Annotated in this window: 22 protein-coding genes; 18 read left to right on the top strand and 4 right to left on the bottom strand. The window is 73.8% G+C overall.

Annotated features, from left to right (window positions below; translation table 11 throughout):
- The first annotated feature begins 76 nt into the window (after window positions 1-76).
- Window positions 77-907 carry a methyltransferase gene (locus tag QBL21_RS24445; protein ID WP_407564365.1) on the top strand — a complete coding sequence of 277 codons (831 nt, stop codon included), beginning with the start codon at window positions 77-79 and terminating at the stop codon, window positions 905-907.
- A gap of 228 nt (window positions 908-1,135) precedes the next feature.
- The gene (locus QBL21_RS24440; protein ID WP_047015285.1) at window positions 1,136-1,549 is read left to right on the top strand and encodes a DUF3040 domain-containing protein; all 414 of its coding nucleotides are present in this window, start codon (window positions 1,136-1,138) and stop codon (window positions 1,547-1,549) included.
- Between the two features lie 286 nt (window positions 1,550-1,835).
- On the opposite strand, the gene QBL21_RS24435 is transcribed toward QBL21_RS24440, so the two are convergent.
- The 4 genes from QBL21_RS24435 to QBL21_RS24420 form a co-directional block, all read right to left on the bottom strand.
- Window positions 1,836-4,229 carry a DUF3488 and DUF4129 domain-containing transglutaminase family protein gene (locus tag QBL21_RS24435; protein WP_407564364.1) on the bottom strand — a complete coding sequence of 798 codons (2,394 nt, stop codon included), beginning with the start codon at window positions 4,227-4,229 and terminating at the stop codon, window positions 1,836-1,838.
- 1 nt (window position 4,230) lies between these two features.
- Window positions 4,231-5,622, bottom strand: coding sequence for a DUF58 domain-containing protein (locus QBL21_RS24430; RefSeq protein WP_407564363.1), 1,392 nt, complete (start codon window positions 5,620-5,622; stop codon window positions 4,231-4,233).
- A complete protein-coding gene (locus tag QBL21_RS24425; protein WP_407564362.1) occupies window positions 5,622-6,659 on the bottom strand; it encodes an AAA family ATPase in 1,038 nt (345 codons plus the stop codon). Before QBL21_RS24425 ends, QBL21_RS24430 begins: the two co-directional genes overlap by 1 nt.
- Window positions 6,660-6,816: 157 nt before the next feature.
- Window positions 6,817-7,374, bottom strand: coding sequence for a beta-class carbonic anhydrase (locus QBL21_RS24420; RefSeq protein ID WP_407564361.1), 558 nt, complete (start codon window positions 7,372-7,374; stop codon window positions 6,817-6,819).
- Between the two features lie 344 nt (window positions 7,375-7,718).
- On the opposite strand from QBL21_RS24420, the gene rsmH reads away from it, so the two are divergent.
- The 16 genes from rsmH (at window position 7,719) to QBL21_RS24340 (ending at window position 26,013) form a co-directional block, all read left to right on the top strand.
- Entirely contained in the window at window positions 7,719-8,645 is a 927-nt protein-coding gene (gene rsmH / locus QBL21_RS24415; RefSeq protein ID WP_407566545.1) for a 16S rRNA (cytosine(1402)-N(4))-methyltransferase RsmH, read from the top strand.
- Window positions 8,646-8,667: 22 nt separating this feature from the next.
- A complete protein-coding gene (locus tag QBL21_RS24410) occupies window positions 8,668-9,300 on the top strand; it encodes an FtsB family cell division protein (protein WP_407564360.1) in 633 nt (210 codons plus the stop codon).
- Window positions 9,297-11,330 carry a peptidoglycan D,D-transpeptidase FtsI family protein gene (locus tag QBL21_RS24405; protein ID WP_407564359.1) on the top strand — a complete coding sequence of 678 codons (2,034 nt, stop codon included), beginning with the start codon at window positions 9,297-9,299 and terminating at the stop codon, window positions 11,328-11,330. Before QBL21_RS24410 ends, QBL21_RS24405 begins: the two co-directional genes overlap by 4 nt.
- 24 nt (window positions 11,331-11,354) lie before the next feature.
- Window positions 11,355-13,112 carry a UDP-N-acetylmuramoyl-L-alanyl-D-glutamate--2,6-diaminopimelate ligase gene (locus tag QBL21_RS24400; RefSeq protein ID WP_407564358.1) on the top strand — a complete coding sequence of 586 codons (1,758 nt, stop codon included), beginning with the start codon at window positions 11,355-11,357 and terminating at the stop codon, window positions 13,110-13,112.
- Window positions 13,109-14,536: a UDP-N-acetylmuramoyl-tripeptide--D-alanyl-D-alanine ligase gene (gene murF, locus QBL21_RS24395; protein ID WP_407564357.1), complete on the top strand. Its 1,428-nt coding sequence runs from the start codon at window positions 13,109-13,111 to the stop codon at window positions 14,534-14,536. The genes QBL21_RS24400 and murF overlap by 4 nt, the downstream gene beginning before the upstream one ends.
- On the top strand, window positions 14,533-15,603 hold the full coding sequence (mraY, locus tag QBL21_RS24390) for a phospho-N-acetylmuramoyl-pentapeptide-transferase (RefSeq protein ID WP_407564356.1): 1,071 nt from the start codon (window positions 14,533-14,535) through the stop codon (window positions 15,601-15,603). Before murF ends, mraY begins: the two co-directional genes overlap by 4 nt.
- Before the next feature lie 28 nt (window positions 15,604-15,631).
- Window positions 15,632-17,089, top strand: coding sequence for a UDP-N-acetylmuramoyl-L-alanine--D-glutamate ligase (gene murD / locus QBL21_RS24385; RefSeq protein WP_407564355.1), 1,458 nt, complete (start codon window positions 15,632-15,634; stop codon window positions 17,087-17,089).
- Between the two features lie 94 nt (window positions 17,090-17,183).
- Window positions 17,184-18,608 (top strand): putative lipid II flippase FtsW, encoded by a 1,425-nt coding sequence (gene ftsW / locus QBL21_RS24380; protein ID WP_407564354.1) that lies wholly within the window; start codon window positions 17,184-17,186, stop codon window positions 18,606-18,608.
- A gap of 43 nt (window positions 18,609-18,651) precedes the next feature.
- Complete coding sequence (murG, locus tag QBL21_RS24375) at window positions 18,652-19,746, top strand: undecaprenyldiphospho-muramoylpentapeptide beta-N-acetylglucosaminyltransferase (RefSeq protein WP_407564353.1); 1,095 nt, start codon at window positions 18,652-18,654, stop codon at window positions 19,744-19,746.
- Between the two features lie 37 nt (window positions 19,747-19,783).
- Window positions 19,784-20,608, top strand: a complete 825-nt coding sequence (locus QBL21_RS24370; protein ID WP_407564352.1) for a cell division protein FtsQ/DivIB — start codon at window positions 19,784-19,786, stop codon at window positions 20,606-20,608.
- Window positions 20,609-20,849: 241 nt separating this feature from the next.
- Complete coding sequence (gene ftsZ / locus QBL21_RS24365; protein ID WP_407564351.1) at window positions 20,850-22,067, top strand: cell division protein FtsZ; 1,218 nt, start codon at window positions 20,850-20,852, stop codon at window positions 22,065-22,067.
- A gap of 30 nt (window positions 22,068-22,097) precedes the next feature.
- Window positions 22,098-22,835, top strand: a complete 738-nt coding sequence (gene pgeF, locus QBL21_RS24360) for a peptidoglycan editing factor PgeF (RefSeq protein WP_407564350.1) — start codon at window positions 22,098-22,100, stop codon at window positions 22,833-22,835.
- Window positions 22,835-23,632 carry a YggS family pyridoxal phosphate-dependent enzyme gene (locus QBL21_RS24355; RefSeq protein ID WP_407564349.1) on the top strand — a complete coding sequence of 266 codons (798 nt, stop codon included), beginning with the start codon at window positions 22,835-22,837 and terminating at the stop codon, window positions 23,630-23,632. Before pgeF ends, QBL21_RS24355 begins: the two co-directional genes overlap by 1 nt.
- Window positions 23,633-23,756: 124 nt before the next feature.
- A complete protein-coding gene (locus QBL21_RS24350) occupies window positions 23,757-24,392 on the top strand; it encodes a cell division protein SepF (protein WP_407564348.1) in 636 nt (211 codons plus the stop codon).
- A 63-nt stretch (window positions 24,393-24,455) separates the two neighbouring features.
- Window positions 24,456-24,743 carry a YggT family protein gene (locus QBL21_RS24345; protein WP_027753688.1) on the top strand — a complete coding sequence of 96 codons (288 nt, stop codon included), beginning with the start codon at window positions 24,456-24,458 and terminating at the stop codon, window positions 24,741-24,743.
- A gap of 64 nt (window positions 24,744-24,807) precedes the next feature.
- The gene (locus QBL21_RS24340; protein WP_407564347.1) at window positions 24,808-26,013 is read left to right on the top strand and encodes a DivIVA domain-containing protein; all 1,206 of its coding nucleotides are present in this window, start codon (window positions 24,808-24,810) and stop codon (window positions 26,011-26,013) included.

Below are 26,013 nucleotides of genomic sequence, written 5' to 3'. Positions count from 1 at the left end.
GGCCTGCCCGTCGGGGCACGGGGAGCGGATGCGCAGCCTCTAAGCTGGGCCACGCCCGATCTTCGAGGAGCGCTCCATGCCCCGTACGACACCGCACGACCACCTGCCGCGTGCCTCGCTGCGCGCCGCCGTCGTCTGGGAGGTGCTGGAGGACGCCCTGGCCGGGCACGGAGCCGCCGAAGAGGGCGGCGCCGCCGGGCGGACCGGCGCGGACGCCGCGGATGAGGGCTCTGCCGCCGCGGCCGCCGGGCCGGGGCTCGACGTGCTGGACACCGGCGGCGGCACCGGCGGCTTCGCCGTGCCCGCAGCCCTCCTCGGGCACCGGGTGACGGTCGTCGACCCCAGCCCGAACGCGCTCTTCGGGCTCCAGCGCCGCGCCGCCGAGGCCGGCGTCGCCGACCGGGTGCGCGGCGTGCAGGGCGACATCCACGCCCTCTTCGACGTCGCCGAGCCCGGCGCGTACGACGCCGTGCTCTGCCACGGCGTCCTGGAGTACGTCGACGACCCCGCCGCGGGCCTCGCCAACGCCGTCGCCGCGCTGCGGCCCGGCGGCCTCCTCAGCGTGCTGGCGGCGGGCCTCGGCGGCGCCGTGCTGGCCCGCGCGCTCGCCGGGCACTTCTCCTCCGCCCACCGGGCGCTCACGGGCCCGGACGGCCGCTGGGGCGAAGCGGACCCGGTGCCGCGCCGGTTCACCCCGGACGAGCTGACCCGGCTGGTCGCCGCCGCCGGGGTCGAAGTGCGCGCCGTCCAGGGCGTACGGACCTTCTCCGACCTGGTGCCGGACGGCCTGGCCGAGTCCGAGCCCGGCGCGCTCGAAGCGCTGCTGGAGCTGGAGCGGGCGGCGGCGGAGTCGCTGGCGTTCCAGCCGGTCGCGGCGCAGCTCCATGTTCTGGGCGGCCGGAAGTGATATTCGGTCCGCCCGCGGGCAAAGGTGCAGTAGGCCACAGGCCACCCGTTCGGCCCCGGCGCGCCGTATGATCTGAGTCAGGGCCTGCTACGGCGGGCAGGCCCAGATCCGCGCCGCGGATCGGCGGATTTGGCGCAGAGGGGCGGGTTTCACGGGGGCGCATACCTGCCTATCCTGGAGGTGCCGCGTCCCGGTCGCCCCCAAGCGACCGACGAGTAGGAGGACTCCGTGCCGCTCTCTGAGCACGAGCAGCGCATGCTCGAGCAGATGGAGCGAGCGCTGTACGCAGAAGATCCCAAGTTTGCGACAGCGCTTGAGGGAAGCAGGCTGCGCACGTACACCCGCCGTCGGGTGTACCAGGCGGTAGCCGGTTTCCTGGTGGGTATCGCGCTCCTGATGGCCGGTATGGTCGCGCAGCAGATCTGGGTCAGCGTGGTGGGCTTCCTCGTCATGCTGGGATGTGCGGTGCTTGCCGTCACCGGTTGGCGCAGGACAGCGAACCCGGGCGAACAGCAACAGCAGCAGCCGGGCGAAGCCGCGGCCCCCCAGGGCGGTCAGCAGCGTCGCAGGACCCGGCAGCGTCGCTCCATGATGAACCGGATCGAAGAGCGGTGGCAGCGCCGCCGCGACGAGGGGCGCTAGGCCACCCAGGCCCCTCACCGTGAAGAGCTCCCCGGGCCCGGCCCGCGGGAGCTCTCAGCACGCGGTACCACCTTCGGTGCCCCCGTGCGCCGGTGACCTCCGGTCCGGCCCGGGGCCAAGCGGCCCGTTTCCCCGCCCGTGCACGCTCGGCGCGCTACCCGGACGGCGCGTTACGGGACCGGGGGCGCGCCCAGCTCCGCCGCCCCGGCGTCCGCCACAAAGCCGCACCGCCGACCCCGCGCACCCGGGCGACGGACGGATGTCCGCCGCCCCCGGCGCAAGGTGTTCACGCCCGCCCCCGCGACGGCCGCAGCGCAGCGCCCGCGCGGCGTACCGCCCCGCCCCAGCGCCCCGTCACCGCCGCCCAGCGCGCCGACACCGCCCACAGCAGCCGCACCGACGAGCGCGGCGCCAGCGCCGCGCGCAGCCGCGCCCGCGCGCCCGCGCTGCGGCCCATCGCCGCGCGCACCTTCCGTACGTCCTCCGCCAGCCCGTCCGTCTGCCGCGGACGCGGCGCGTAGAGCGCCTGCTCCACCGCGCCCGCCACCCGCAGCGCCGACTGCGCCGCCGCACCGTCCAGGCTGCCGAACCGGATGAGCGCCGCCGCCGTCATCCGCGGCGTCTGCGACTCGTCGGGCGGCAGCCCGAAGTCCCAGGCGGAGTCGATCAGTTCACGCCATGCCGCCAGCGGCCCGGCTCCCGGGCGCAGTCGCCTGCCCCGTTCCCGTACGCGCCACATCGTGGGCAGCAGCGGCAGGAACACCAGCAGCAGCACCCCCGCGGCCCCCGCCGCGATCCCCGCGGCCGGCGGTCCGCCGTCGGTCGGGCCGGCGGCGCCGCCGCCCGCCTCCTCGTCGTCGGCGCAGCCGCCCTCCCGCCGCAGCGACGCCGGGCAGTCGTCGTCCGACGCCGACGGGGAGGGGGACGGCGCCGCGGAGTTGCCGCGGTCCGGCAGCTCGTCCACCGGGTTGCCGCCGCCGTTCTGGTTGTCGTCCATGGTGTAGTCGGGCAGCGTGCCGCGCGTCGGCGTCGGCTCGAAGCGCGTCCAGCCGGCGCCCTCGAAGTACAGCTCCGGCCAGGCGTGCGCGTCCTGGAGCCCCACCGACATCGACCCGTCGCTCTGCGCCGTGCCCGGCACGAAGCCGACCGCGACCCGCGCGGGGATGCCGAGGGTCCGCGCCATCGCCGCCATCGTGAACGAGAAGTGGACGCAGAAGCCCTGCTTGTTCTCAAGGAACTTCAGGATCGCCTCGGGGTCGGAGGCGTCGAGGTCGGTCTCCGTGTCGTAGACGAAGTTGGTGGTGAAGAAGTCCTGGAGCGCGAGCGCCCGCTCGTAGTCGTTCGCCGCGCCCCGGGTGATCTCCAGCGCCTGCTCCCGTACCTGGCCCGGCAGCGAGTCGGGCACCTGCGTGTACTCCTCGCTCAGCGCCGGGTCCGGCGCGGGCGCGTTGGCCAACTGCCGCGCGGTGGGCGCCATGAGCAGGCTCGTGACCTGGTACTCGGCGCCGCCGGTGGTGGTGCCGCCGTCGCCGACGACGGACCGGCCCTCCGGCTCGTAGCGCCAGTCGTCGCCGATGCGCACCTGGTACGCGGGGTACGGCATGGGCAGCCACTGCTGCTGGAAGTCGTCGTCCGCCCGCACGTTCAGCGTGATGGGCGCGGACCTGACCTGGCTGTTGGAGTAGCCCTGCGGGGTGGGCAGCGGGTCCGGGATGTCCTCGATGGCGCGCCGCGAGGGCTGCCAGGAGGTGCCGTCGAACCGGTCGAGGGCGACGAAGCGCATGTACAGCGCCTGGTTCTGCGCGCCGTCCTCGGCGCGGTAGCGGAACACCTCGCGGTTCTCCGGCTGGTTCAGGCTCTGCTGGAGCCGCACCACGGGGTTGATCGCGGTGACCGTACCGCCGCCGGGGCCCTGCCCGGGCCCGGTGGTCTTGCCGTCCAGCAGCCCGCCGTCCAGCGACGGCAGCGCCGCGGGTACGACGAGCGCGAAGCCCAGCGCCACGGCGCCGATCCGCCGGCCCGTACGCACCGGGGCCTGCGGCCGGCCGCCGCCGGGGTCGGCGCCGCCGGGCGCGCCCACGTTCCGGCCGCCGCCGAACATCCGGCCCCACTGCGCCAGCCGGTCCCGCCCCTCGGCGAGCAGCAGCAGCAGGTAGCCGGCGCCGGCGAGCAGGAACGTCAGCCAGCTCCCGCCCTGGTTGAGCCCGGCGGCGACGGAGTACAGCGCGAGCAGCGGCAGTCCGGCCGGGGCGGCGCTGCGGAACGTCACCGCCACCGCGTCCACCAGCAGCGCCACGCCGGCGATGCCGGAGAGAAGCATCAGCTCGATGCCGTCGGTGACCGGGGCCGGGATGGAGTAGCGGGAGACGTCGTCGCCGCCCTCCTGGAAGAGCTGGCGGAACTCCTCGATCGCCGCGGGGTTGGGGATGATCCCGCCCGTCGCCTGGTCGGCGGTGAAGAGCATCGTCAGCAGCAGCACCGTGACCGCGGTCTGCGCGAGCACCGTCAGCGGGCGCGCCAGCGGGATACGGCGGGCGATCATGCCGACGCCGCCGATCACGACGACGACGAAGACCGCCTTGAAGAACCAGGTCATCTTGTCGGTCAGCGGCAGCAGCGCGGTGGCGGCCAGCAGGGATGCCGCCGCGGCGCAGACCGTGAGCCGGGCCCGTCCGCTCATCTCAGCTCTCGCCTCCGCCCGCCGCCGCGGCGAGCTGGCCCGCCTGGTGGCCGGCCTCCCGCCACAGGTCGCCCATGGCCGTCCCGGGCCGTACGGACAGCACCGTCCAGCCCGCCTCGCGGAGCTGCCGCACCCGGTGCGCGCCCTCCGCGCCGCCCGCCGGGCCCGCGCCGTACGCGCCGCCGGCCGCGCCCGCGCGCGACTCCCAGGCCGCGCTGTCCGTCACGAACGCCACCCCCGCCGCCGTACGCTGCCGCATCCGCGCCGCGAGCGCCGCCTGTTCGTCGTCCAGATCGCCGAAGAACGCCACGAGCAGCCCCTCGTGCCCGCCGCGCAGCACGTCGTACGCGGCCGAGACCGTGTCCCGCTCGGAGTGGTCGATGACGGCGAGGGTGTCCAGGAGGAAGCCCGCCGCGTCGGCGGACTCGCCGCCGCGGTAGTTCAGCGCCCCGTCCACGCCGGTGCCCAGCTCGCCGCCGTCGGTCAGCAGCCGCACCGTGTAGCCGCGCTCCAGCATGTGCAGCGCGACGGAGGCGGCGCCGGAGACGGCCCACTCGAAGGGCGAGTCGGGGCCGGAGCCGGTGTAGGCGTCGCGCCGGGTGTCCAGCAGCACCGTGCAGCCCGCGCGCTGCGGCTGCTCCTCGCGGCGGACCATCAGCTCGCCGTACTTCGCGGTGGAGCGCCAGTGCACCCGCCGCAGGTCGTCGCCGTGCCGGTAGCCGCGGGGGATGACGTCGTCCTCGCCGGCCAGGGCGAGGGTGCGGTGCCGGCCGTCGCCGTAGCCGGTGGCCTCGCCGGCCAGCCGGACGGGGGCCAGGGCCTCGGTGCGCGGCACCACGGTCAGGGTGTCGTACGCGCTGAAGGAGCGGGTCATCTCGCACATGCCGAACGGGTCGGAGAGCCGCAGTTGCAGCGGCCCGAGCGGGTAGCGGCCGCGCAGGTCGGAGCGGACCCGGTAGGTCACCTCGCGCTTGCCGCCCGGCTCCACCCGGTCCAGGACGAAGCGGGGCCGGGGGCCCAGCACGTACGGCAGCCGGTCCTGGAGCATCAGCAGCCCGGTCGGCAGCCGGGAGACGTTCTCCAGCCGCAGGTGCACCCGGGCCTCGGCGCCCGCGGGTACCCGGGCGGGCGACAGCCGGCGGCTGCCGCCGACCCGGTAGCGGGTGCGGTGCAGCACGGCCGCGCACACCAGCGGCAGCGCGGCCAGCAGCAGCCCGACCCGCAGCAGGTCGGGCTGGCCCAGTATGTAGCTGCACGCGCCGGCCGCGAGCCCGGCGGCGAGGAACGAGCGACCGCGCGTGGTGGTGCCGGCCAGGGCCGTACGCAGCCCGCCCGCCTGCGCGTCCGGGCCCGCGGGCGGCGCGGCGGGGGCGGGCGGGAGGTGGCCGGCCATCAGTACCGCCGGCCGTCCGGGCTGTGCGCGCCGCCGCCGTAGGCGGGCGGCATCGGCGGTGGCCGCTGCATGTCGGCCGCGGGCACCGGCACCTGCTGGAGGATCTCGGCGACGATCTGCTCGGCCGTACGCCGGTTGAGCTGGGCCTGCGCCGTGGGCAGCAGCCGGTGCGCGAGCACGTGCACGGCCAGCGCCTGCACGTCGTCCGGCAGCGTGAACTCCCGCCCCGCCAGCGCCGCGGCGGCCTTCGCCGCCCGCAGCAGGTGCAGCGTGGCCCGCGGCGAGGCGCCGAGCCGCAGCTCCGGGTGCTGCCGGGTGGAGGTCACCAGGTCCACCGCGTAGCGCCGGACGGAGTCCGCGACGTGCACCGTACGCACCGCGTCGATCAGCTTGACGATGTCGTGGGCGTGCGCGACCGGCTGGAGGTCGCCCAGCGGGGAGATCCCGCCGTGCACGTCCAGCATCTCCAGCTCCGCCTCCGCGCTGGGGTAGCCGATGGACAGCCGGGCCATGAAGCGGTCGCGCTGGGCCTCGGGCAGCGGGTACGTGCCCTCCATCTCGATGGGGTTCTGGGTGGCGACCACCATGAACGGGCTGGGCAGCTCGTAGGTCTGGGTGTCGATGGTGACCTGCCGCTCCTCCATCGACTCCAGCAGCGCCGACTGCGTCTTGGGGGAGGCCCGGTTGATCTCGTCGCCGATGACGATCTGGGCGAAGATTGCGCCGGGCTTGAACTCGAAGTCGCGGCGCTGCTGGTCGTAGACGCTCACGCCGGTGATGTCGGAGGGCAGCAGGTCCGGCGTGAACTGGATGCGCCGCACGGAGCAGTCGATCGACTTCGCCAGGGCCTTGGCCAGCATGGTCTTCCCGACGCCCGGCACGTCCTCGATCAGCAGGTGGCCCTCGGCGAGCAGGACGGTCAGCGACAACCGGACCGCCTCGGGCTTGCCCTCGATCACGCTCTCCACCGACCGCCGGACATCGTCCGCGGTACTGGTCAGATCGCTGAGGCTCGCTCGCTCGTCATACGTCGTCACCGGCCCTCCTCGGCCCGTCGCACGGGCCGTGCGCCGCGGTCGCGGTCCGGCCCTCCCCGATACCGTGGTGCCGCGTACGCGCCGCCGCTGCGGTTGTCGCAGGACGGTGCCATCGAGGCCCCCACCCCCGCATTCTTGCTGCCGAATGCCGGTTTCGTCAGTCGCCCGCCGTGATTTGCTCCGCGGACACCTCGCGGAGCAGCCCCGTGCGCACGTCGAACACGAAGCCTCGCACGTCGTCGGTGTGCAGGAGGAACGGGGAGGTCTCCACCCGGCGGATGGACTGGCGCACGTCCTGGTCCAGGTCGCGGAACGACTCCACCGACCACGCCGGCCGCTGGCCGACCTCGGCCTCCAGCTCGAAGCGGAACTCCTCGGTGATGCTGAGCAGGCCGCAGTCGGTGTGGTGGATCAGCACCACGCTGCGGGTGCCCAGGGCGCGCTGGCTGATGGTCAGCGAGCGGATGGTGTCGTCGGTGACCACACCGCCGGCGTTGCGGATCGTGTGGCAGTCGCCCAGCTCCAGGCCGAGTGCGGCGTGCAGGTCCAGCCGCGCGTCCATGCAGGCGACCACGGCCACCCGCAGTACGGGGCGGGCGTCCATACCGGGGTCGTCGAAGCCGCCCGCGTAGCCGCGGTTGGCGGCCACCAGCCGGTCGGTGACGGTCGGGGCGAGGGCGTCCGTGCCGGACGACGTGCTCTCAGCGGGCGTCATGCCTATGACCGTATCCGGGCCGCGGCGCCGCTGCCCGGTCCGGGTGAGGTAGCCCACAGGGAGCAATTCGCGCCGTCCGCGCCCGCCACCGGGACGGGGGCGCGCCTTCGGTGCTTGACCGACCGCGGGGTGCAGTGGGCTAAAGTGACGCGAAGTGGGAGCCGTGGCGCCCCCTTTCATGCGGTTCTTTCATGCGGTTCGCCCGTCGCCCGCGCGGCCGGCGGCCCGCTCCGGGCCCGGCCGGCGCCGCCGCAGGGCGGCAGCGGCCGCTCCCCTTTCGGCGTACGGGCGGGACAGGAGGCGGCACCGTGAACGACGCACGCGCCGCTGTCCACGTCCCCGTCATGCTCCACCGCACCACCGAGCTGCTGGCGCCGGCGCTGTCCGCGCCGGGCGCGGTGGCCGTCGACTGCACGCTGGGCCTCGGCGGCCACAGCGAGGCGCTGCTCGCCGCCCACCCCGGGCTGCGGCTGGTCGGGCTGGACCGCGACCCCGCCGCCCTGGAGCTGGCCGGCCGCCGGCTCGCCCCGTACACCGGGCGGGTGACGCTGGTGCACGCGGTCTACGACGAGCTGCCCGCCGTGCTCGACAAGCTGGAGACCGGGCCCGTCCAGGGCGTGCTGTTCGACCTGGGCGTGTCCTCGATGCAACTGGACGAGGCCGAGCGCGGCTTCGCGTACGCGCAGGACGCGCCGCTGGACATGCGGATGGACCAGACCCGGGGCGTGAGCGCCGCCGAGGTGCTGAACACGTACCGGCCCGGCGAGCTGGTGCGCATCCTGCGCGCGTACGGCGAGGAGAAGCAGGCCCGGCGCATCGTCGAGGCCGTGGTCCGGGAGCGGCAGAAGGAGCCGTTCGCGCGCAGCGCACGGCTGGTCGAGGTGATCCGCGCGGCGCTGCCGCAGGCCGCCAAGCGCACCGGCGGCAATCCGGCCAAGCGCACGTTCCAGGCGCTGCGCATCGAGGTCAACGGCGAGCTGGCCGTTCTCGAACGGGCCGTGCCCGCGGCCGTCGCGGCGCTGGCCGTCGGCGGGCGGATCGCCGTGCTGGCGTACCAGTCGCTGGAGGATCGGCTCGTCAAGCGGGTGCTCGCGGCCGGCGCCGCGAACACCGCGCCGCCCGGGCTGCCGGTGGTGCCGGAGCACCACCAGCCGCGGCTGCGGCTGCTCACCCGCGGCGCGGAGCTGCCGGCGGAGGAGGAGATCGCGGAGAACCGCAGGGCCGCCCCCGCGCGGCTGCGGGCGGCGGAGCGGATCCGGGAGGACGTGTGAGCCGGAGCGGAGCGGGTGCGCCGTGAGGCGGCCGAGGATCGCGTTCCCGCGCGAGGGCGGCGCCCGGCTGCTGGGCGGCAGCTCGGCGGCGCGCACGCCGTTCGTCCTGCTCGTGGTGCTGCTGCTCGGCGCGGGCCTGCTGGCGCTGCTGCTGCTCAACGCGGCGGTCAACCAGGGCTCCTTCCGGGTCGGCAACCTCAAGAAGGAGACGACGCGGCTCACGGACGAGGAGCAGCGGCTGCGCGAGGAGGTGGAGGAGCGGTCGGCGCCGGACGCGCTGGAGCAGCGGGCCCGGGAGCTGGGCATGGTGCCGGGCGGGCCGCCGGTCTTCCTCACGCCGGAGGGCGACGTCAGGGGCGAGCCGTGGACGGCGACCGGGCCCCCGCCGCCGGCGCCGAGCCCGGCGGAGGCCGCGGAGCCGAAGCCGAATCTGCCTTCGAATCCGAAGGCGGATTCGAAGGCAGAGAAGGAAAAGGAAGAAGCGGAGAAGGCGAACAGGGCAGATAAGGCGGATACGGCAGACGAGGCGGACCGGGCGGACCTGGCGGACCAGGCGGCGGAAGCCGCGGCGGCCGGGACGCCCGCGCCCCCCGTACCCGGGGCCTCCCCCTCCGCCGCGCCGCCCGTCGCACCGCCCGCCGAGGAGGCACCGTGACGACCCGCGGCTCCGGCAGCACCTCCGGCGACGGCGACGGCCCCGGCGGCCCTCCGCGCCGCCGCGTACCCCGCCCCGCGCGCGGCGCCGGGGGCGCCCGGCCCCGTACCCGGGCGGCCACCCGCGCCGCCCCCCGTACGGCAGTCCCCCGCCGCCCCGCCGGCGGTGGCCCGCGGATCCGGCTCGCCTCGCCCCGCCCCCGGCTGCGCCTCGTCAGCGTCGGCCTGACCCTCCTGCTGCTGGTCTTCACCGCCAGGCTGCTCCAGGTCCAGGCTGTCGATGCCGGTGAGTACTCGGAGAAGGCCCAGGTCAACCGGTACGTGCCGATGACCCTCAGCGCCGAGCGCGGCGTCATCACCGACCGCAACGGCGTCGAGCTGGCCACCACGGTCGACGCGTACGACATCACCGCCGACCCGTACCTCTTCACGCGCAAGCAGGCCGACGTCAAGGACGCCCCGCGGCGGGCCGCCGAAGTGCTGGCGCCCGTGCTGGAGGCGGACCCGGAGGAGCTGGCGGACAAGCTCGCCACGCCCGGCTCGCGCTACGTGAAGCTCGCCTCGATGCGCACCCCGCAGGTCTGGGACGAGATCAAGAAGCTGAAGTCCGAGTCGGCCGAGCGCGAGGCGGCGGGCGGGCGGCCGGACGTCCTCGGCGGGGTGTTCGCCGAGGAGCGGAGCAAGCGCGTCTATCCGAACGGCGACCTGGCCGCCGGAATACTGGGCTTCGTCAACGCCGAGGGCGACGGCGGCGGGGGCGTCGAGCGGCAGCACGACAAGCTCCTCGCCGGCAAGGACGGCAAGCTCGTCTACGCCCAGTCCGCCGGCCGCCGCATCCCCACCGCGGACGCCGAGGAGAACCCCGCAGAACCCGGCTCCGACGTCGAGCTGACCATCGACCGCGACATCCAGTGGGCGGCCCAGACCGCCATCGAGAAGCAGGTCGACGCCTCCGAGGCGGACCGCGGCTACGTCATCGTGCAGGACACCCGCACCGGCGAGATCCTCGCCATGGCCAACGCCCCCGGCTTCGACCCCAACGACCTCTCCGCCGCCACGCCCGGCACCCTGGGCAACCCGGCCCTGGAGGACGCGTACGAGCCCGGCAGCGTCAACAAGGTCATCTCCATGGCCGCCGTGCTCGAAGAGGGCGCCGCCACCCCCGACACCCGCGTCACCGTGCCCGGCGTGCTGCCCCGCGGCGGCCACGCCTTCCACGACGACGTCGAGCACCCGACCTGGTACCTCACGCTCAACGGCGTGCTCGCCAAGTCCAGCAACATCGGCACGATCCTCGCCGTCGAGCAGCTCGGGAAGAACCAGCGGCAGGCCAACAAGGTCCTCCACTCCTACCTCAGCGACTTCGGCCTCGGCCGGCGCAGCGGCCTCGGCGTCGCCGGCGAGACCCCGGGCCTGCTGAAGCCCGCGGCCGAGTGGGACGCGGCGCAGCAGTACACGATCCCGTTCGGCCAGGGCCTGTCCGTGAACGCCATGCAGGCCGCCTCCGTGTACTCCACCGTCGCCAACGGCGGCGTACGGATCGAGCCCACCCTCGTGCGCGGCAGCCGCGGCCCCGACGGCCGCTTCGACCCCGCGCCCGAGCCGGACAAAAACCGCGTCGTCGGCAAGAAGACGGCCAGGACCCTGTCCCGGATGCTGGAGTCCGTCGTGGACGACGAGCAGGGCACCGGCGTGAAGGCCCGTATCCCCGGCTACCGCGCGGCAGGCAAGACCGGCACCTCCAACAGGGTGGATCCGCAGACCGGCCGCTACAGCGGCTACACCGCCTCGTTCGCGGGCTTCGCCCCCGCCGACGCGCCGCGCGTGACCGTGTACTGCGCGATCCAGAACCCCACCGAGGGCAGCTACTTCGGCGGCCAGATCTGCGGCCCCGTCTACAAGAAGGTCATGGAGTTCGCGCTCAAGACGCTCCAGGTGCCGCCCACGGGCATCGAGGCACCGCCGATGCCGGTCACGTTCGGCGCCGGCACCGACGGTACGGGGGCCGGCGAAGCGGCCGATGGCCGATAAGAACTGAAAGATCGGACCTGCGCAGTGAGCACAATCACGGACGATCCGGGGAACCGCGAACCGCGGCCCCCCTGGCTTGGCGGTGCGGCAGGCGGGCCCGGTACGCTGCCCGCCGTGCCCCACCCCGATCAGTCCTCCCAGGAAGCATCGGGCCCCCCGGCGAAACATCCGGGGGCGCCCCGCCCCGCCGAGGTCCGCCCCGTACCGCTCACGGATCTGGCCGACCGGCTGGGCACCGGTGTCAGCGGGGAGGCCAAGGGCGTCACCGTCACCGGCATCACCCACGACTCCCGCGCCGTCCGCCCCGGCGACGTCTACGCGGCGCTGCCCGGCGCCCGGCTGCACGGCGCCGACTTCGCCGCCCAGGCCGCCGACCGCGGCGCCGCCGCGGTGCTCACCGACCCGGCGGGGATGGAGCGGGCCGCCGGCACCGGGCTGCCGGTGCTGGTCTCCGGCGACCCGCGGGGCCGGATGGGGGAGCTGGCCGCGGCGGTCTACGGGCAGCCCGGCCGGGACCTGCTCCAGATCGGGGTCACCGGCACGTCGGGCAAGACCACGACCGCGTACCTCGTCGAGGGCGGGCTGCGGGCCGCGGCCGAGAAGGCCGGCGACGGGCTCACCGGCCTCATCGGCACCGTCGAGACGCGCATCGGCGACGAGCGGCTGAAGTCGGAGCGGACCACGCCGGAGGCGACGGACCTCCAGGCGCTCTTCGCCGTCATGCGGCAGCGCGGCGTGGCGTCGGTGGCGATGGAGGTCTCCAGCCACGCGCTGGTGCTCGGCCGGGTCGACGGCGTCGTCTTCGACGTCGCCGTCTTCACCAACCTCAGCCCGGAGCACCTGGACTTCCACACCGACATGGAGGACTACTTCCGGGCGAAGTCGCAGCTCTTCACGCCGGCCCGGTCGCGGGCGGGCGTCGTCAACATCGACGACGAGTACGGGGCGCGCCTGGCCGAGGAGGCCGCGGCCCCCTACGGCGGCGGCAGCTACCCCGTCACCACGTACTCCGCCGAGGGCCACCCGGACGCCGACTGGCGCGCCGAGGACGTGGAGATCGGCGTGCTCGGCTCCGCGTTCACCGCGATCGGCCCGGGCGGCATCGCGGTCCCCGCCGAGGCGCCGCTGCCCGGCACGTTCAACGTCTCCAACACCCTGGCCGCCATCGCCGCGCTCGTCACCGCGGGCGTCGACCCGGCCACCGCCGCGGGCGGCGTGGCCGCCGTGCCGGGCGTGCCGGGGCGGCTGGAGCGGGTCGACGCGGGGCAGGGCTACCTCGCCGTCGTCGACTACGCCCACAAGCCCGACGCGCTGGAGTCCGTGCTGCGCGCGCTGCGCAAGGTCACCGAGAACCGGCTGCACGTCGTCGTCGGCTGCGGCGGCGACCGCGACCCGCACAAGCGCGGCCCCATGGGCGCCGCCGCCGCCCGGCTCGCCGACACCGCGGTGCTCACCTCCGACAACCCCCGCTCCGAGGACCCCCTCGCGATCCTCGCCGCGATGCTCGCCGGCGCCGCCGAGGTGCCGGTCTACGAGCGCGGCGACGTGCTGGTCGAGTCCGACCGGGCGGGCGCCATCGCCATCGCGGTGGGCCGCGCCGGCGCCGGCGACACGGTCCTCGTCGCGGGCAAGGGCCACGAGCAGGGCCAGGACACCGCCGGTGTCGTACGCCCCTTCGACGACCGCGACGAGCTGCGCAAGGCGCTCCGCCGGGGCCCGGCCGCAGGCACCGCGGGCCAGGAGCACGCGGACTCCGCCGACCCCGCCGGAGGCGTACGGTGATTCCGCTCAGCCTCGCCGAGGTCGCCGACCTGACCGGTGGCGAGCTGCACGGCGCGGCGGACCCGCAGGCGCTGGTCACCCGCCCGGTGGTGATCGACTCGCGGCAGGCGGAACCGGGCAGCCTGTTCGCCGCCTTCACCGGCGAGCACGTCGACGGGCACGACTACGCCGCCCGCGCGGTGGCGGCCGGCGCCACCGGCGTCCTGGGCACCCGCCCCGTCGAGGGCGTGCCGACCGTCGTGGTCGACTCCGTGCCCCCGGCGCTCAGCGCCCTGGCGAAGCACGTCGTCGCCCGCCTCGGCGGCTCGCTCACCGCGCTCATCGCGCTCACCGGCTCCTCGGGCAAGACGTCCACCAAGGACCTGCTCGCCCAACTGCTCCAGCGCCTCGGCCCGACGGTCTACACCCACGGGTCGTTCAACAACGAGATCGGCCATCCCGTCACGGCCCTCCAGGCCGCCGCCGACACCCGGTACCTGCTGCTGGAGATGGGCGCGCGCGGCCTCGGCCACATCCGCGAGCTGGCCGAGGTGACGCCGCCGCGGATCGGGCTCGTCCTGAACGTCGGCACCGCGCACATCGGCGAGTTCGGCGGCCGGGAGCAGATCGCGCAGGCCAAGGGCGAGCTGGTCGAGGCGCTGCCGCCGGGGGCCGAGGGCGGGGTCGCGGTGCTCAACGCCGACGACCCCCTCGTCCGCGCGATGGCGTCCCGCACCCGGGCCCGTACCGTCTCCTACGGCGAGGCGCCCGAGGCGGACGTACGGGCCGCGGACGTCGTCCTCACCGAGGACGGACGGCCGGAATTCACCCTGCACACGCCCGCCGGCAGCGCCGGTGTGATCATGCGCCTGTACGGTGAGCACCACGTGTCGAACGCGCTTGCCGCCGCCGCCGTCGCGCACGAGCTGGGCATGCCCCCGGCGGAGATCGCCGAGGCGCTCTCCGCCGCCGAGGCGCTGTCGGGCCGGCGCATGGAGGTCAGGCGGCGGCCGGACGGCGTGACGGTCGTCAACGACGCGTACAACGCCAACCCCGAGTCCACGCGGGCCGCGCTGCGCGCGCTCGCCGCCATGGGACGGGGCAGCACGGCGCCGGGGGGCCGGACGTTCGCCGTGCTGGGCGCGATGGCCGAGCTGGGAGACCACGCCATGGTCGAGCACGACGGCGTGGGCCGGCTGGCCGTCCGCCTGGGCATCAGCAAGCTCGTGGCAGTGGGCCGGCAGGAGGCCGCCTGGCTGGACATGGGCGCGAAGAACGAGGGTTCGTGGGGTGAGGAGTCGGTGCACGTGTCCGACGTCGACGCGGCTGTCGACCTGATGCGCGGCGAGCTGCGGCCGGGAGATGTCGTGCTCGTCAAGGCGTCCAGATCAGAGGCACTGTGGCGCGTGGCGGAAGCGCTGCTCGAGGAGGGCGCCGCCCGATGAGGCAGATCCTCTTCTCCGGGGCCCTCGGGCTCCTCCTCTCCCTCCTCGGCACCCCGCTGCTGATCAAGCTCCTCGCCCGGCGGGGCTACGGCCAGTACATCCGGGACGACGGGCCGCAGGCCCACCACAGCAAGCGCGGCACGCCCAGCATGGGCGGCATCGCGTTCATCCTGGCCACGATCGTCGCGTACGCGATCACCAAGGTCGTCACCAGCAGTTCGCCGACGTACTCCGGGCTGCTGGTGCTCTTCCTGATGGCCGGCCTGGGCCTGGTCGGCTTCCTCGACGACTACATCAAGATCATCAAGCAGCGCAGCCTGGGCCTGCGGGCCAAGGCGAAGATGCTCGGACAGTTCACCGTCGGCATCGCCTTCGCGGTGCTCTCGCTGAACTTCGAGGACCACCGCGAGCTGACGCCCGCGTCCACGAAGCTGTCCTTCACCCAGGACTTCGGCTGGTCGATCGGGCCGGTGCTCTTCGTCATCTGGGCGCTGTTCATGATCCTGGCGATGTCGAACGGCGTGAACCTCACCGACGGCCTGGACGGCCTGGCCACCGGCGCCTCGGTGATGGTCTTCGGCGCGTACGTCTTCATCGGCGTGTGGCAGTACCAGGAGTCCTGCATCAACGCCGACACCCTGACGAACCCGGCCGCCTGCTACGACGTACGAGATCCGCTCGACCTCGCCGTCGTGGCCTCCGCGCTGATGGGCGCCTGCTTCGGCTTCCTGTGGTGGAACACCTCGCCCGCGAAGATCTTCATGGGCGACACCGGCTCGCTGGCCCTGGGCGGCGCGCTCGCGGGCCTGGCCATCGCCTCCCGCACCGAACTGCTCCTGGCCATCCTCGGTGGCCTGTTCGTCCTCATCACCCTGTCCGTGGTGATCCAGGTCGGGTCGTTCCGGATGACCGGGAAACGGGTCTTCAGAATGGCTCCACTCCAGCATCACTTCGAACTGAAGGGCTGGAGCGAAGTGCTCGTGGTGGTCAGATTCTGGATCATCCAGGGCATGTGCGTGATCGTCGGCCTCGGCCTCTTCTACGCCGGCTGGGCGGCCAGACGGTGAGCGGCCCGGGCGGCTGCGGGGAGCCGGGATGAACGAGTTCGACGGCCGGCGCGTGACCGTCGCCGGGCTCGGGGTCAGCGGCGGGCCCGCCGCCCGCGCGCTGCACCGGCTCGGTGCGGAGGTCACCGTCGTCGACGGCGCCGACCACGCGCGGGCCCGGGCGCAGGCCGCGGAGCTGGCGCCGCTGGGCGTGACCGTGCGCCTCGGCGACGGCGACACACTGCCCGAGGGTACGGAGCTGGTCGTCACCACGCCCGGGTGGAAGCCCACCGCCCCGCTGTTCGCCGCCGCGGCGGCGGCCGGCGTGCCGGTGTGGGGCGACGTCGAGCTGGCCTGGCGGCTGCGCGGCACCTCGCCGACCGGCCGCCCGCCAGCCGACTGGCTCGCGATCACCGGCACCAACGGCAAGACCACCGCCGTGAAGATGCTCGCCGCCATGCTCACCGCGGCCGGGCTGCGCACCGCCGCCGTCGGCAACATCGGCGTCCCGCTGGTCGACGTCGTCACCGGCCACGGCCCGTACGCGGACCTCGACGTGCTCGCCGTCGAGCTGTCCAGCTACCAGCTCCACTGGGCGCCGTCCGTACGCGCCCACTCCGCCGCCGTCCTCAACCTCGCACCCGACCACCTCGACTGGCACGGCTCCATGGAGGCGTACGCCGCCGACAAGGGCCGCGTCTACGAGGGCAACCGCGTGGCGTGCGTCTACAACGCCGCCGACCCGGCCACCGAGGAACTGGTGCGCAAGGCCGACGTCGAGGAGGGCTGCCGGGCGGTCGGGTTCACCCTCGGCGCCCCGGCCCCCGGGCAGCTCGGCGTGGTCGACGGGCTGCTGGTGGACCGGGCGTTCGTGCCCGACCCGCAGCGCACGGCGCAGGAGCTGGCAGGCGTCACCGACGTCCAGCCGCCCGCCCCGCACAACGTCGCCAACGCCCTCGCCGCCGCCGCCCTCGCGCGCGCGTACGGCGTCGAACCCGCGGCCGTACGCGAGGGGCTGCGCGCCTTCCGCCCCGAGCCGCACCGCATCGAACGGGTCGCCGAAGTCGGCGGCGTGACGTACGTGGACGACTCCAAGGCCACCAACACCCACGCCACCGAAGCCTCGCTGGCGGCGTACGACGGCATCGTGTGGATCGCCGGCGGGCTGGCCAAGGGTGCCACCTTCGACGACCTCGTCGCGGGCGCGGCGAAGCGGCTGCGCGGCGCCGTGCTGATCGGCCGGGACCGGGCGCTGATCGCCGCCGCCCTGGCGCGGCACGCGCCCGGGGTGCCCGTGGTGGACCTGGACCGGACGGACGACGGGGCGATGGCGGCGGCCGTCGCCGAGGCGGCGCGGCTGGCCCGGGAGGGCGACACCGTGCTGCTGGCGCCGGCCTGCGCGTCGATGGACATGTTCACGAACTACAACGTCCGCGGCGAGGTCTTCGCCGCCGCGGTGCGCGAACTCGCCTCCGGCCCGGTGCCGGACCCCGCCGACCCGATGTGACCGGCGTACCGTCGCGTCGTGCCCCCCGGCGGGGCGTCGGCGTGGCAACCTCGTTGCCCATGGGCGGAGTGCGGTGCCAGCGAGGAGACGGCCGATGAGCAGAGCGGACCAGGAGCGGCGCGCGCGGCGGCCCGCCGCCGCGGGCGGCGCGGCGTCGAAGAGCCCGCCGCGGCCCGCACGCAAGGGCCGCGGCACGTCCGGCGCCGTCCCCGCGGCCCGTTCCGGCCGCCGCCCGGGCGCGGGGCCCGACGGGCTGCGCCGGCTCGCGCGCCGGGTGCGCCGGGCCTGGGACCGGCCGCTGACCGCGTACTACCTGCTGCTCGGCGGCAGTCTGCTGATCACCGTGCTGGGCCTGGTGATGGTCTTCTCCGCCTCCCAGATCGAGGCGCTCAACAGCGGCCTGGCGTCCACGTACTACTTCCGCAAGCAGCTCGTCGCCGCCGCCCTCGGCACCGTGCTGCTGCTCGCCGCCTCCCGGATGCCGATCCGGCTGCACCGCGCGCTGGCGTACCCGATGCTGGCGATGTCGCTCTTCCTGATGGCCCTGGTGCAGGTGCCGGGGATAGGGCAGTCGGTCAACGGCAACACCAACTGGCTGAACTTCGGCGGCCCGTTCCAGTTGCAGCCCAGCGAGTTCGGCAAGCTGGCGCTGGTGATGTGGGGCGCCGACCTGCTGGCGCGTAAACAGGACAAGAAGCTGCTCACCCAGTGGAAGCACATGCTGGTGCCGCTGGTGCCCGTGGCGCTGCTGCTGCTCGGTCTCATCATGCTCGGCGGCGACATGGGTACCGCGATGATCCTGGGCGCCATCCTGCTGGGCCTGCTGTGGGTGGCAGGCGCCCCGACCCGGCTGTTCGCCACCGTCATCGCGGTCGGCGCGACGCTGACCGTGGTGCTGTTCACCTCCAGCCCGCACCGCATGGACCGGCTGCGCTGCATCGGCGCCACGGAACCGGGCCCCGGCGACATCTGCTGGCAGGGCCTGCACGGCATCTACGCGCTCGCCTCCGGCGGCTGGTTCGGCTCGGGCCTCGGCGCGAGTATGGAAAAATGGGGCGAACTCCCGGAACCGCACACCGACTTCATCTTCGCCGTGACCGGGGAGGAACTCGGCCTGGCGGGGACGCTGTCGGTGCTGGCACTCTTTGCGGCTCTAGGCTATGCGGGTATCCGCGTGGCCGGACGTACGGAGGACGCCTTCGTAAGGTATGCCGCGGGGGGCGTGACCGCCTGGATCATGGCGCAGGTCGTGATCAACGTCGGGGCGGTCCTGGGACTGCTGCCCATCGCCGGCGTCCCGCTCCCGCTGTTCTCCTACGGAGGCTCCGCCCTGCTGCCGGCGATGTTCGCCGTGGGGTTGCTGATCGCGTTCGCGCGCGAGGAACCGGCGGCCCGGGCGGCGCTGGCCATGCGGCCCGCGGGGGTGCTTCAGTCTGCTAGAAGGGTGCTCGCCGGAAAAAGACCGGAGAGCACGGCAAACAGAGCCAGGACAGCCAGGACAGCCAGGAAAACAAGGTGACGGACCGCCGGCGGGCGGCCGTCGCGGAGAGCGGTGAAATTCGGTGCATGTCGTACTCGCCGGCGGGGGGACCGCCGGCCACATCGAGCCCGCGCTCGCCCTCGCCGACGCCCTGCGCAGGCAGGACCCGACGGTGGGCATCACGGCGCTCGGTACCGAGCGCGGCCTCGAGACCAGGCTGGTCCCGGAGCGCGGCTACGAACTGGCGCTGATCCCCGCGGTCCCCCTGCCACGCAAGCCCACACCCGAGCTGATCACCGTCCCAGGACGGCTGCGCGGGACCATCAGGGCGGCCGAGGAGGTGCTGGAGCGTACGAAGGCGGACTGCGTCGTCGGCTTCGGCGGCTACGTGGCCCTCCCGGGCTATCTGGCGGCCAAGCGCCGCGGCGTGCCGATCGTGGTGCACGAGGCCAACGCCCGCCCCGGGCTTGCCAACAAGATCGGCTCGCGCTACACGAAGCTCGTCGCCGTCTCCACGCCCGACAGCAAGCTGCGGCACGCGAACTACATCGGCATCCCGCTGCGCCGCTCCATCGCCACCCTGGACCGCGGCGCGGTGCACCCCGAGGCGTGCGCCGCGTTCGGGCTCAACCCCAACCTGCCGACGCTGCTGGTCTCCGGCGGCTCGCAGGGCGCGCGGCGGCTGAACGAGGTCGTCGAGTCGGTGGCGCCGTACCTCCAGCGCTCCGGCGTGCAGATCCTGCACGTCGTCGGGCCGAAGAACGAGCTGCCGCAGGTCGACAATATGCCCGGCATGCCGCCGTACGTTCCGGTGCCCTACGTGGACCGGATGGATCTCGCCTACGCCGCCGCCGACATGATGCTCTGCCGCGCCGGCGCGATGACGGTCGCCGAACTCTCCGCGGTCGGGCTCCCGGCCGCGTACGTCCCGCTGCCCATCGGCAACGGCGAGCAGCGGCTCAACGCCCAGCCGGTCGTCAAGGCCGGCGGCGGGCTGCTCGTCGACGACGCGGAGCTGACGGCGGATTGGGTGCGCCGGCAGGTGCTGCCCGTGCTCACCAACCGCCAGCGGCTGCACGAGATGTCCTGGGCCGCCGCGGAGTTCGGCCGGAGGGATGCCGACGAACTCCTCGTCGGCATGGTGTACCAGGCTGTGGACGGCCGGCGGGGATCATAGGTCTCCGATCTCACCACACCAGGCAGGGGGTACGGGGATGGCCGGAGCGGTCCGCGAGAAGGCGGCGGCCGGCCGCGAGGAGCGCGGCGCGGGCGCCGGGCCCGGCCGTCCGCCCGCCGCCGGGCGGCCGGCCGGGCGCCGGACCCGGAAGCTGCGGCTGCCGAGCCGCCGGGTGCTGCTCGCCGCGCTGCTCGCGGCGGTCGTGCTCGGCGGGTTCTCCGGCTGGGCCCTGTACGGCTCGAACTGGCTGCGGGTGGAACAGGTGACGGTCTCCGGCACGGACGTGCTGAGCACCGGCGAGGTGCTGGACGCCGCCGGGGTCTTTGAGGGGGCGCCGATGGCCACCGTCGACACCGCCGCGGTCGAGGCGCGGCTGGCGGCGGAGTTGCGGCGTATCGACACCGTCGACGTCGACCGGGTCTGGCCGCACCGGATCACGGTGAAGGTCACCGAGCGGAAGCCCGCGGTGCTGTTGCGCAAGGGGGAGACATTCGTGGAAGTCGACGACGGGGGTGTGCGGTTCGCCACGGTGCGTACGGCACCCGAGAACGTGCCGATGGCGGAGATGCGGGTCGCGGACTCGCCGAGCCTGGACCGCTTCGGCCGGCAGCGGCTGCGCGAGAGTGCGGTACGGGTCGCGGGTGCGCTCTCCGAGAGCGTGCGCCGTGACACCCGTACCATCCTTGTCCGTTCATATGACTCCGTCACGTTGGAGCTGACCGGCGGACGGACGGTGCTGTGGGGCAGCGCGGAGCGCGGTGGCGCGAAGTCGAAGGCGCTTGCTGCGGTCATGAAAGCGGAGCGCGATGCGCGGTACTTCGACGTCAGTGTTCCCAGCGCCCCGGCGGCGTCGGCGAGTTGACGTACATATGCGCAGTTCAGACCCCCCGTGAGGGGTCGCAACGCCTGATCACATAGGGTGAAAAGAAAAACGGGAGGTTCGGCGTGTTCATTGAACGCGGAAGCCTTGTCGACTTAGTGTCTCGTTCCAAGAGTCCAGGTACGGGACGCTGTGGTAACCCTAAACTTCACGCTTAGGGTTCGACCGGCGTTCGGGGACCCCCACAAACGGCAGACGTAACTCGAGGCGAGAGGCCTTCGACGTGGCAGCACCACAGAACTACCTCGCGGTCATCAAGGTCGTCGGTATCGGCGGCGGTGGCGTCAACGCCATCAACAGGATGATCGAGGTCGGTCTCAAGGGCGTCGAGTTCATCGCGATCAACACCGACGCGCAGGCACTGCTGATGAGCGACGCGGACGTCAAGCTCGACGTCGGTCGCGAGCTGACCCGCGGACTCGGCGCGGGAGCGAACCCGGATGTCGGCCGCAAGGCCGCCGAGGACCACCGGGAGGAGATCGAGGAGGTGCTCAAGGGTGCCGACATGGTCTTCGTCACCGCCGGCGAGGGGGGCGGCACCGGCACGGGAGGCGCACCCGTCGTGGCGAACATCGCCCGCTCCCTGGGCGCGCTCACCATCGGCGTCGTGACCCGCCCGTTCACCTTCGAGGGCCGGCGCCGCGCCAACCAGGCCGAGGACGGCATCGCCGCGCTGCGCGACGAGGTCGACACCCTCATCGTCATCCCCAACGACCGGCTGCTGTCGATCTCCGACCGCCAGGTCAGCGTTCTCGACGCCTTCCGCTCCGCGGACCAGGTGCTGCTCTCCGGCGTCCAGGGCATCACCGACCTGATCACCACGCCGGGCCTGATCAACCTGGACTTCGCGGACGTCAAGTCCGTGATGTCGGAGGCGGGTTCGGCGCTGATGGGCATCGGCTCGGCGCGCGGCGACGACCGCGCCGTGGCCGCGGCCGAGATGGCGATCTCCTCGCCGCTGCTGGAGGCGTCCATCGACGGCGCCCGCGGCGTGCTGCTGTCCATCTCCGGCGGCTCGGACCTCGGCCTCTTCGAGATCAACGAGGCGGCCCAACTGGTCAGCGAGGCGGCCCACCCGGAGGCGAACATCATCTTCGGCGCGGTGATCGACGACGCCCTCGGCGACGAGGTGCGGGTCACGGTCATCGCCGCCGGGTTCGACGGCGGCCAACTGCCCTCGAAGAACCGGGACAAGGTCCTCGGCTCGTACAGCGGGCGCGACGACGCCCCGGCCGAGTCGGTCGCCGACGCCGGGTCCGCCGTCCGGTCCACGGAGCCTGAGCGCCCCGCGTTCAGCGGCCTGGGCTCCCTGTCCGGCGACAGCGGCGAGGACGGCACCCCGGCGCCCCCGCCGCCGGCCGCCACGCCGCAGGTGCCCGCGGCCCGGCCGTACCAGGACAGCGAGGCCGAGGAGCTGGACGTGCCGGACTTCCTGAAGTGACCGGCGGGTTGATCACGTAACGTACGACCCGTGATAGGGCAGACATACACGACAGGCGGCGCTCACTTCGCCTTCACCGACAGGTGGGGCGGCGTGAGCGCCGCTCCGTACGCGGAGCTGAACCTCGGCGGGGCCGTGGGCGCCGACGACCCGACGGCGGTAGCGGCCAACCGCGAACGCGCCGCCCGCTCGCTCGGGGTGGAGCCCGCGCGGGTCGTGTGGATGCACCAGGTCCACGGCCGCGACGTCGCCGTCGTCGACGGGCCCTGGGGCGACGCGCCCCCGCCCGCCGTGGACGCCGTCGTCACCCGGGCCCGCGGCGTCCCGCTCGCCGCCCGCGGCGCCGACTGCGTACCGCTGCTCCTCGCCGACCCCGCCGCCGGGGTGGCGGGCGCCGCGCACGCCGGGCGGCCCGGCATGGTCGCCGGGGTGGCCGGGGCGGCGGTCGAGGCGATGACCGGGCTCGGTGCCGAGCCCGCGCGGATCGTCGCGCACCTCGGGCCGGCCGTCTGCGGGCGCTGCTACGAGGTCCCCGGGGCGCTGCGCGAGGAGGCCGCCGGGCAGGTGCCGGCGGCGCGGGCGACGACGAGTTGGGGGACGCCGGCACTGGACATCCGTGCGGGTGTGGTGGCGCAGTTGGAAGCGCTGGGTGTGGGAATGATCACAACGTCGGACGTGTGCACGCTGGAGTCCGGGGACCACTTCTCGTACCGGCGCGAAGGTGCCACGGGACGGCACGCCGGGTACGTCTGGCTGGACGGGGAATGATGGACGGGGTCACGGGGGACAACGGGGTGCCGGAGACGGGGGAGCGGGAGCGCCGGGACGAGTTGGCGGCGAACCTGGCGCGCGTGGAGGAACGTATCGCCGGTGCGTGCGCCGCGGCGGGCCGCAAGCGCGAGGAGGTCACGCTCGTCGTCGTGACCAAGACCTATCCGGCGAGCGACGTGCTGCTGCTCGCGGACCTGGGCGTGCGGCACGTGGCCGAGAACCGCGACCAGGAGGCCGCGGGCAAGGCCGCGTTGTGCACGGAGGTACGCCCGGACGCGCCCCTCACGTGGCACTTCGTCGGCCAGTTGCAGACCAACAAGGCGCGCTCCGTGGCCCGCTACGCGGACTACGTGCACTCCGTCGACCGGCCCCGGCTGGTCGCCGCGCTCGCCGCGGCGGCCGGGCGCGAGGGCCGCGAGCTGGGCTGCCTTCTCCAGGTGGCGCTCGACAAGGACGCGGAGTCCGGCGAGGATTCCGGCAGCGGTGCGACGGCGGACCGCGGCGGCGTCGCACCCGCCGACGTACCGGCGCTCGCGGACGCGGTGGCGGCGGCCCAAGGGCTGCGGCTGTGCGGCCTGATGACGGTCGCGCCGCTGGCCGGGGCGTACGCGGGACGGCAACGGGCGGCGTTCGAGCGCCTGATGGAAATCTCATCCGGCCTGCGCGCCGCGCATCCGGCTGCGACCATGGTCTCGGCAGGGATGAGCGGTGACCTTGAGGAGGCAATTTCCGCAGGAGCGACACACGTACGCGTCGGCACCGCGGTACTCGGAGTCCGGCCTCAGCTCCGGTAACGTCGCCAAGCGAGTCGGACGACAGTAGAAAATAAGCTTCATTCCCGGTCAATTCAGGCAGGGCAGCGTGGATCACGTCACTGGCGACGAAAGCCGATCCACCGCAGAGCGGAGGGCGTAGAGCATGGCCGGCGCAATGCGCAAGATGGCGGTCTACCTCGGCCTCGTGGAGGACGATGGGTACGACGGCCCGGGGTACGACCCCGACGACGAGTTCGAGCCGGAGCCCGAGCCCGAGCGTCGCCACCGCCACCAGGCCCCGCAGCCGCCGCAGCAGGAGGAGCCGCCTCGCGCGATCGCTCATCCGCCGGCGCAGCGGGACCGGCCCACGGACCGGGAGCCCGCGGGGCGTTCACCCGGACTGCTGCCCGAATCGGGGCGTTCGGGGCGAATCGCTCCCGTGTCTTCCATCACACCTGACCGTCCCAGCCTGGAGAAGAGTGCGCCGGTGATCATGCCCAAGGTCGTGTCCGAGCGGGAGCCTTATCGGATCACGACGCTTCACCCGCGCACGTACAACGAGGCACGTACCATCGGGGAACACTTCCGCGAGGGCACGCCTGTGATCATGAACTTGACCGAGATGGACGATACGGACGCCAAGCGACTTGTCGACTTTGCGGCTGGACTCGTCTTCGGCCTGCACGGCAGCATCGAGCGCGTGACCCAGAAGGTGTTCCTGTTGTCGCCTGCTAACGTCGACGTAACAGCGGAGGACAAGGCCCGCATCGCAGAGGGCGGGTTCTTCAACCAAAGCTGAGCCAAGCAACACTGTGCGAGCGGCCGTGGGGCCGGAACGCGAAGGGGAGAGGACCACAGCGAGATGGACGTCGCGCTTCAAGTGATCTACATCGCGCTGTTCGTTTTCCTGATCGTGCTGATCTTCCGGTTGATCATGGACTACGTGTTCATGTTCGCCCGCTCCTGGGAGCCGGGCAAGCCCATGGTGGTGTTGCTTGAGGGCGCCTACACGGTCACGGATCCACCACTCAAGCTCCTGCGGCGGTTCATTCCGCCACTGCGTCTAGGGGGCGTGGCGCTGGACCTGTCCTTCTTCGTCCTGATGATCATCGTCTACATCCTGCTCACCGTGGTGGGCTCGGCGAGGTGATGATGGAGCGGGCCGGAGACTGTCGATATGCCGATGTCGCCGATGACTACGTTGAGGTGAAGAAATGCCGCTGACCCCCGAGGACGTGCGGAACAAGCAGTTCACGACCGTCCGACTCCGAGAGGGCTACGACGAGGACGAAGTCGACGCGTTCCTCGACGAGGTCGAGGCCGAGCTGACCCGGCTGCTCCGCGAGAACGAGGACCTGCGGGCCAAGCTGGCCGCGGCGACCCGGGCCGCGGCGCAGAACCAGGGGATGCGCAAGGGCCCCGAGCCGCAGGACCGCCCCGGTCCCCCCGGACACGGCGGGCCGGTGCCCGCCGCCATATCGGGCCCGCAGCCGGTGCCGCCGCAGCAGATGGGCCCGCCGCAGGGCGGCCCGCCTCAGCTTCCTTCCGGCGCACCCCAGCTGCCCGCAGGTCCCGGTGGCATGGGCCCCGGCGGCCCCGGTGGTCCTCCCGGTCACGGCCCGCACGGCCCCGGCCCGATGGGTCACGGCGGCCCGGGCGGCCCCGTGCACGCCCCGCACGGCGGCCCGCCGCAGCAGCACGTCGGCGGCCCTCCGCAGCAGCAGCAGCACGTCGGCCCGCCCCAGCAGCACGGCGGCCCCGGGCCGCAGCAGGGCGGCCCCGTCGGCGGCGACAGCGCCGCCCGGGTGCTCTCGCTGGCGCAGCAGACCGCCGACCAGGCGATCGCCGAGGCCCGCGCCGAGGCCAACAAGATCGTCGGCGAGGCCCGCAGCCGCGCCGAGGGTCTGGAGCGCGACGCGCGCGCCAAGGCCGACGCCCTGGAGCGGGACGCACAGGAGAAGCACCGCGTGGCGATGGGCTCCCTGGAGTCGGCGCGCGCCACGCTGGAGCGCAAGGTCGAGGACCTGCGCGGCTTCGAGCGCGAGTACCGCACGCGGCTGAAGTCCTACCTGGAGTCCCAGCTCCGCCAGTTGGAGAACCAGGCGGACGACTCGCTCGCCCCGCCCCGTACTCCGGCTGCCGCCTCGCTGCCCGCAGCGGCGGCTCCCGCGCCGGCGCCCTCGATGGCCCCGGCCGGTGCCGGCGCCATGAGCGGCCCCCCGAGCATGGGCGGCGGCACGATGGGCGGCCAGCAGGGCATGCCGACCCGGCAGCCCCCGGGCGGCCCGTCCTACGGCAGCCAGCAGCAGATGTCCCCGGCCATGACGCAGCCCATGGCGCCGGTGCGCCCGCAGGGCGGTCCGATGCAGCAGCCGCCGTCGCCGATGCGCGGCTTCCTCATCGACGAGGACGACAACTGA

This window comes from Streptomyces sp. 184 (genome assembly GCF_045781775.1).
Taxonomy (GTDB): domain Bacteria; phylum Actinomycetota; class Actinomycetes; order Streptomycetales; family Streptomycetaceae; genus Streptomyces.
The sequence above is the reverse complement of the archived record's forward strand: the minus strand, read 5'-3'. Positions and strand labels throughout refer to the sequence as shown.

Bases quoted from the DNA above. Each gene is read 5' to 3' on its own strand.
- QBL21_RS24445 (WP_407564365.1), top strand. From the start codon at position 77: ATGCCCCGTACGACACCGCACGACCACCTGCCGCGTGCCTCGCTGCGC.
- QBL21_RS24435 (WP_407564364.1), bottom strand. From the start codon at position 4,229: ATGAGCGGACGGGCCCGGCTCACGGTCTGCGCCGCGGCGGCATCCCTG.
- QBL21_RS24430 (WP_407564363.1), bottom strand. From the start codon at position 5,622: ATGGCCGGCCACCTCCCGCCCGCCCCCGCCGCGCCGCCCGCGGGCCCG.
- QBL21_RS24420 (WP_407564361.1), bottom strand. From the start codon at position 7,374: ATGACGCCCGCTGAGAGCACGTCGTCCGGCACGGACGCCCTCGCCCCG.
- rsmH (WP_407566545.1), top strand. From the start codon at position 7,719: ATGCTCCACCGCACCACCGAGCTGCTGGCGCCGGCGCTGTCCGCGCCG.
- mraY (WP_407564356.1), top strand. From the start codon at position 14,533: ATGAGGCAGATCCTCTTCTCCGGGGCCCTCGGGCTCCTCCTCTCCCTC.
- murD (WP_407564355.1), top strand. From the start codon at position 15,632: ATGAACGAGTTCGACGGCCGGCGCGTGACCGTCGCCGGGCTCGGGGTC.
- ftsW (WP_407564354.1), top strand. From the start codon at position 17,184: ATGAGCAGAGCGGACCAGGAGCGGCGCGCGCGGCGGCCCGCCGCCGCG.
- QBL21_RS24370 (WP_407564352.1), top strand. From the start codon at position 19,784: ATGGCCGGAGCGGTCCGCGAGAAGGCGGCGGCCGGCCGCGAGGAGCGC.
- QBL21_RS24355 (WP_407564349.1), top strand. From the start codon at position 22,835: ATGGACGGGGTCACGGGGGACAACGGGGTGCCGGAGACGGGGGAGCGG.
- QBL21_RS24350 (WP_407564348.1), top strand. From the start codon at position 23,757: ATGGCCGGCGCAATGCGCAAGATGGCGGTCTACCTCGGCCTCGTGGAG.
- QBL21_RS24345 (WP_027753688.1), top strand. From the start codon at position 24,456: ATGGACGTCGCGCTTCAAGTGATCTACATCGCGCTGTTCGTTTTCCTG.
- QBL21_RS24340 (WP_407564347.1), top strand. From the start codon at position 24,808: ATGCCGCTGACCCCCGAGGACGTGCGGAACAAGCAGTTCACGACCGTC.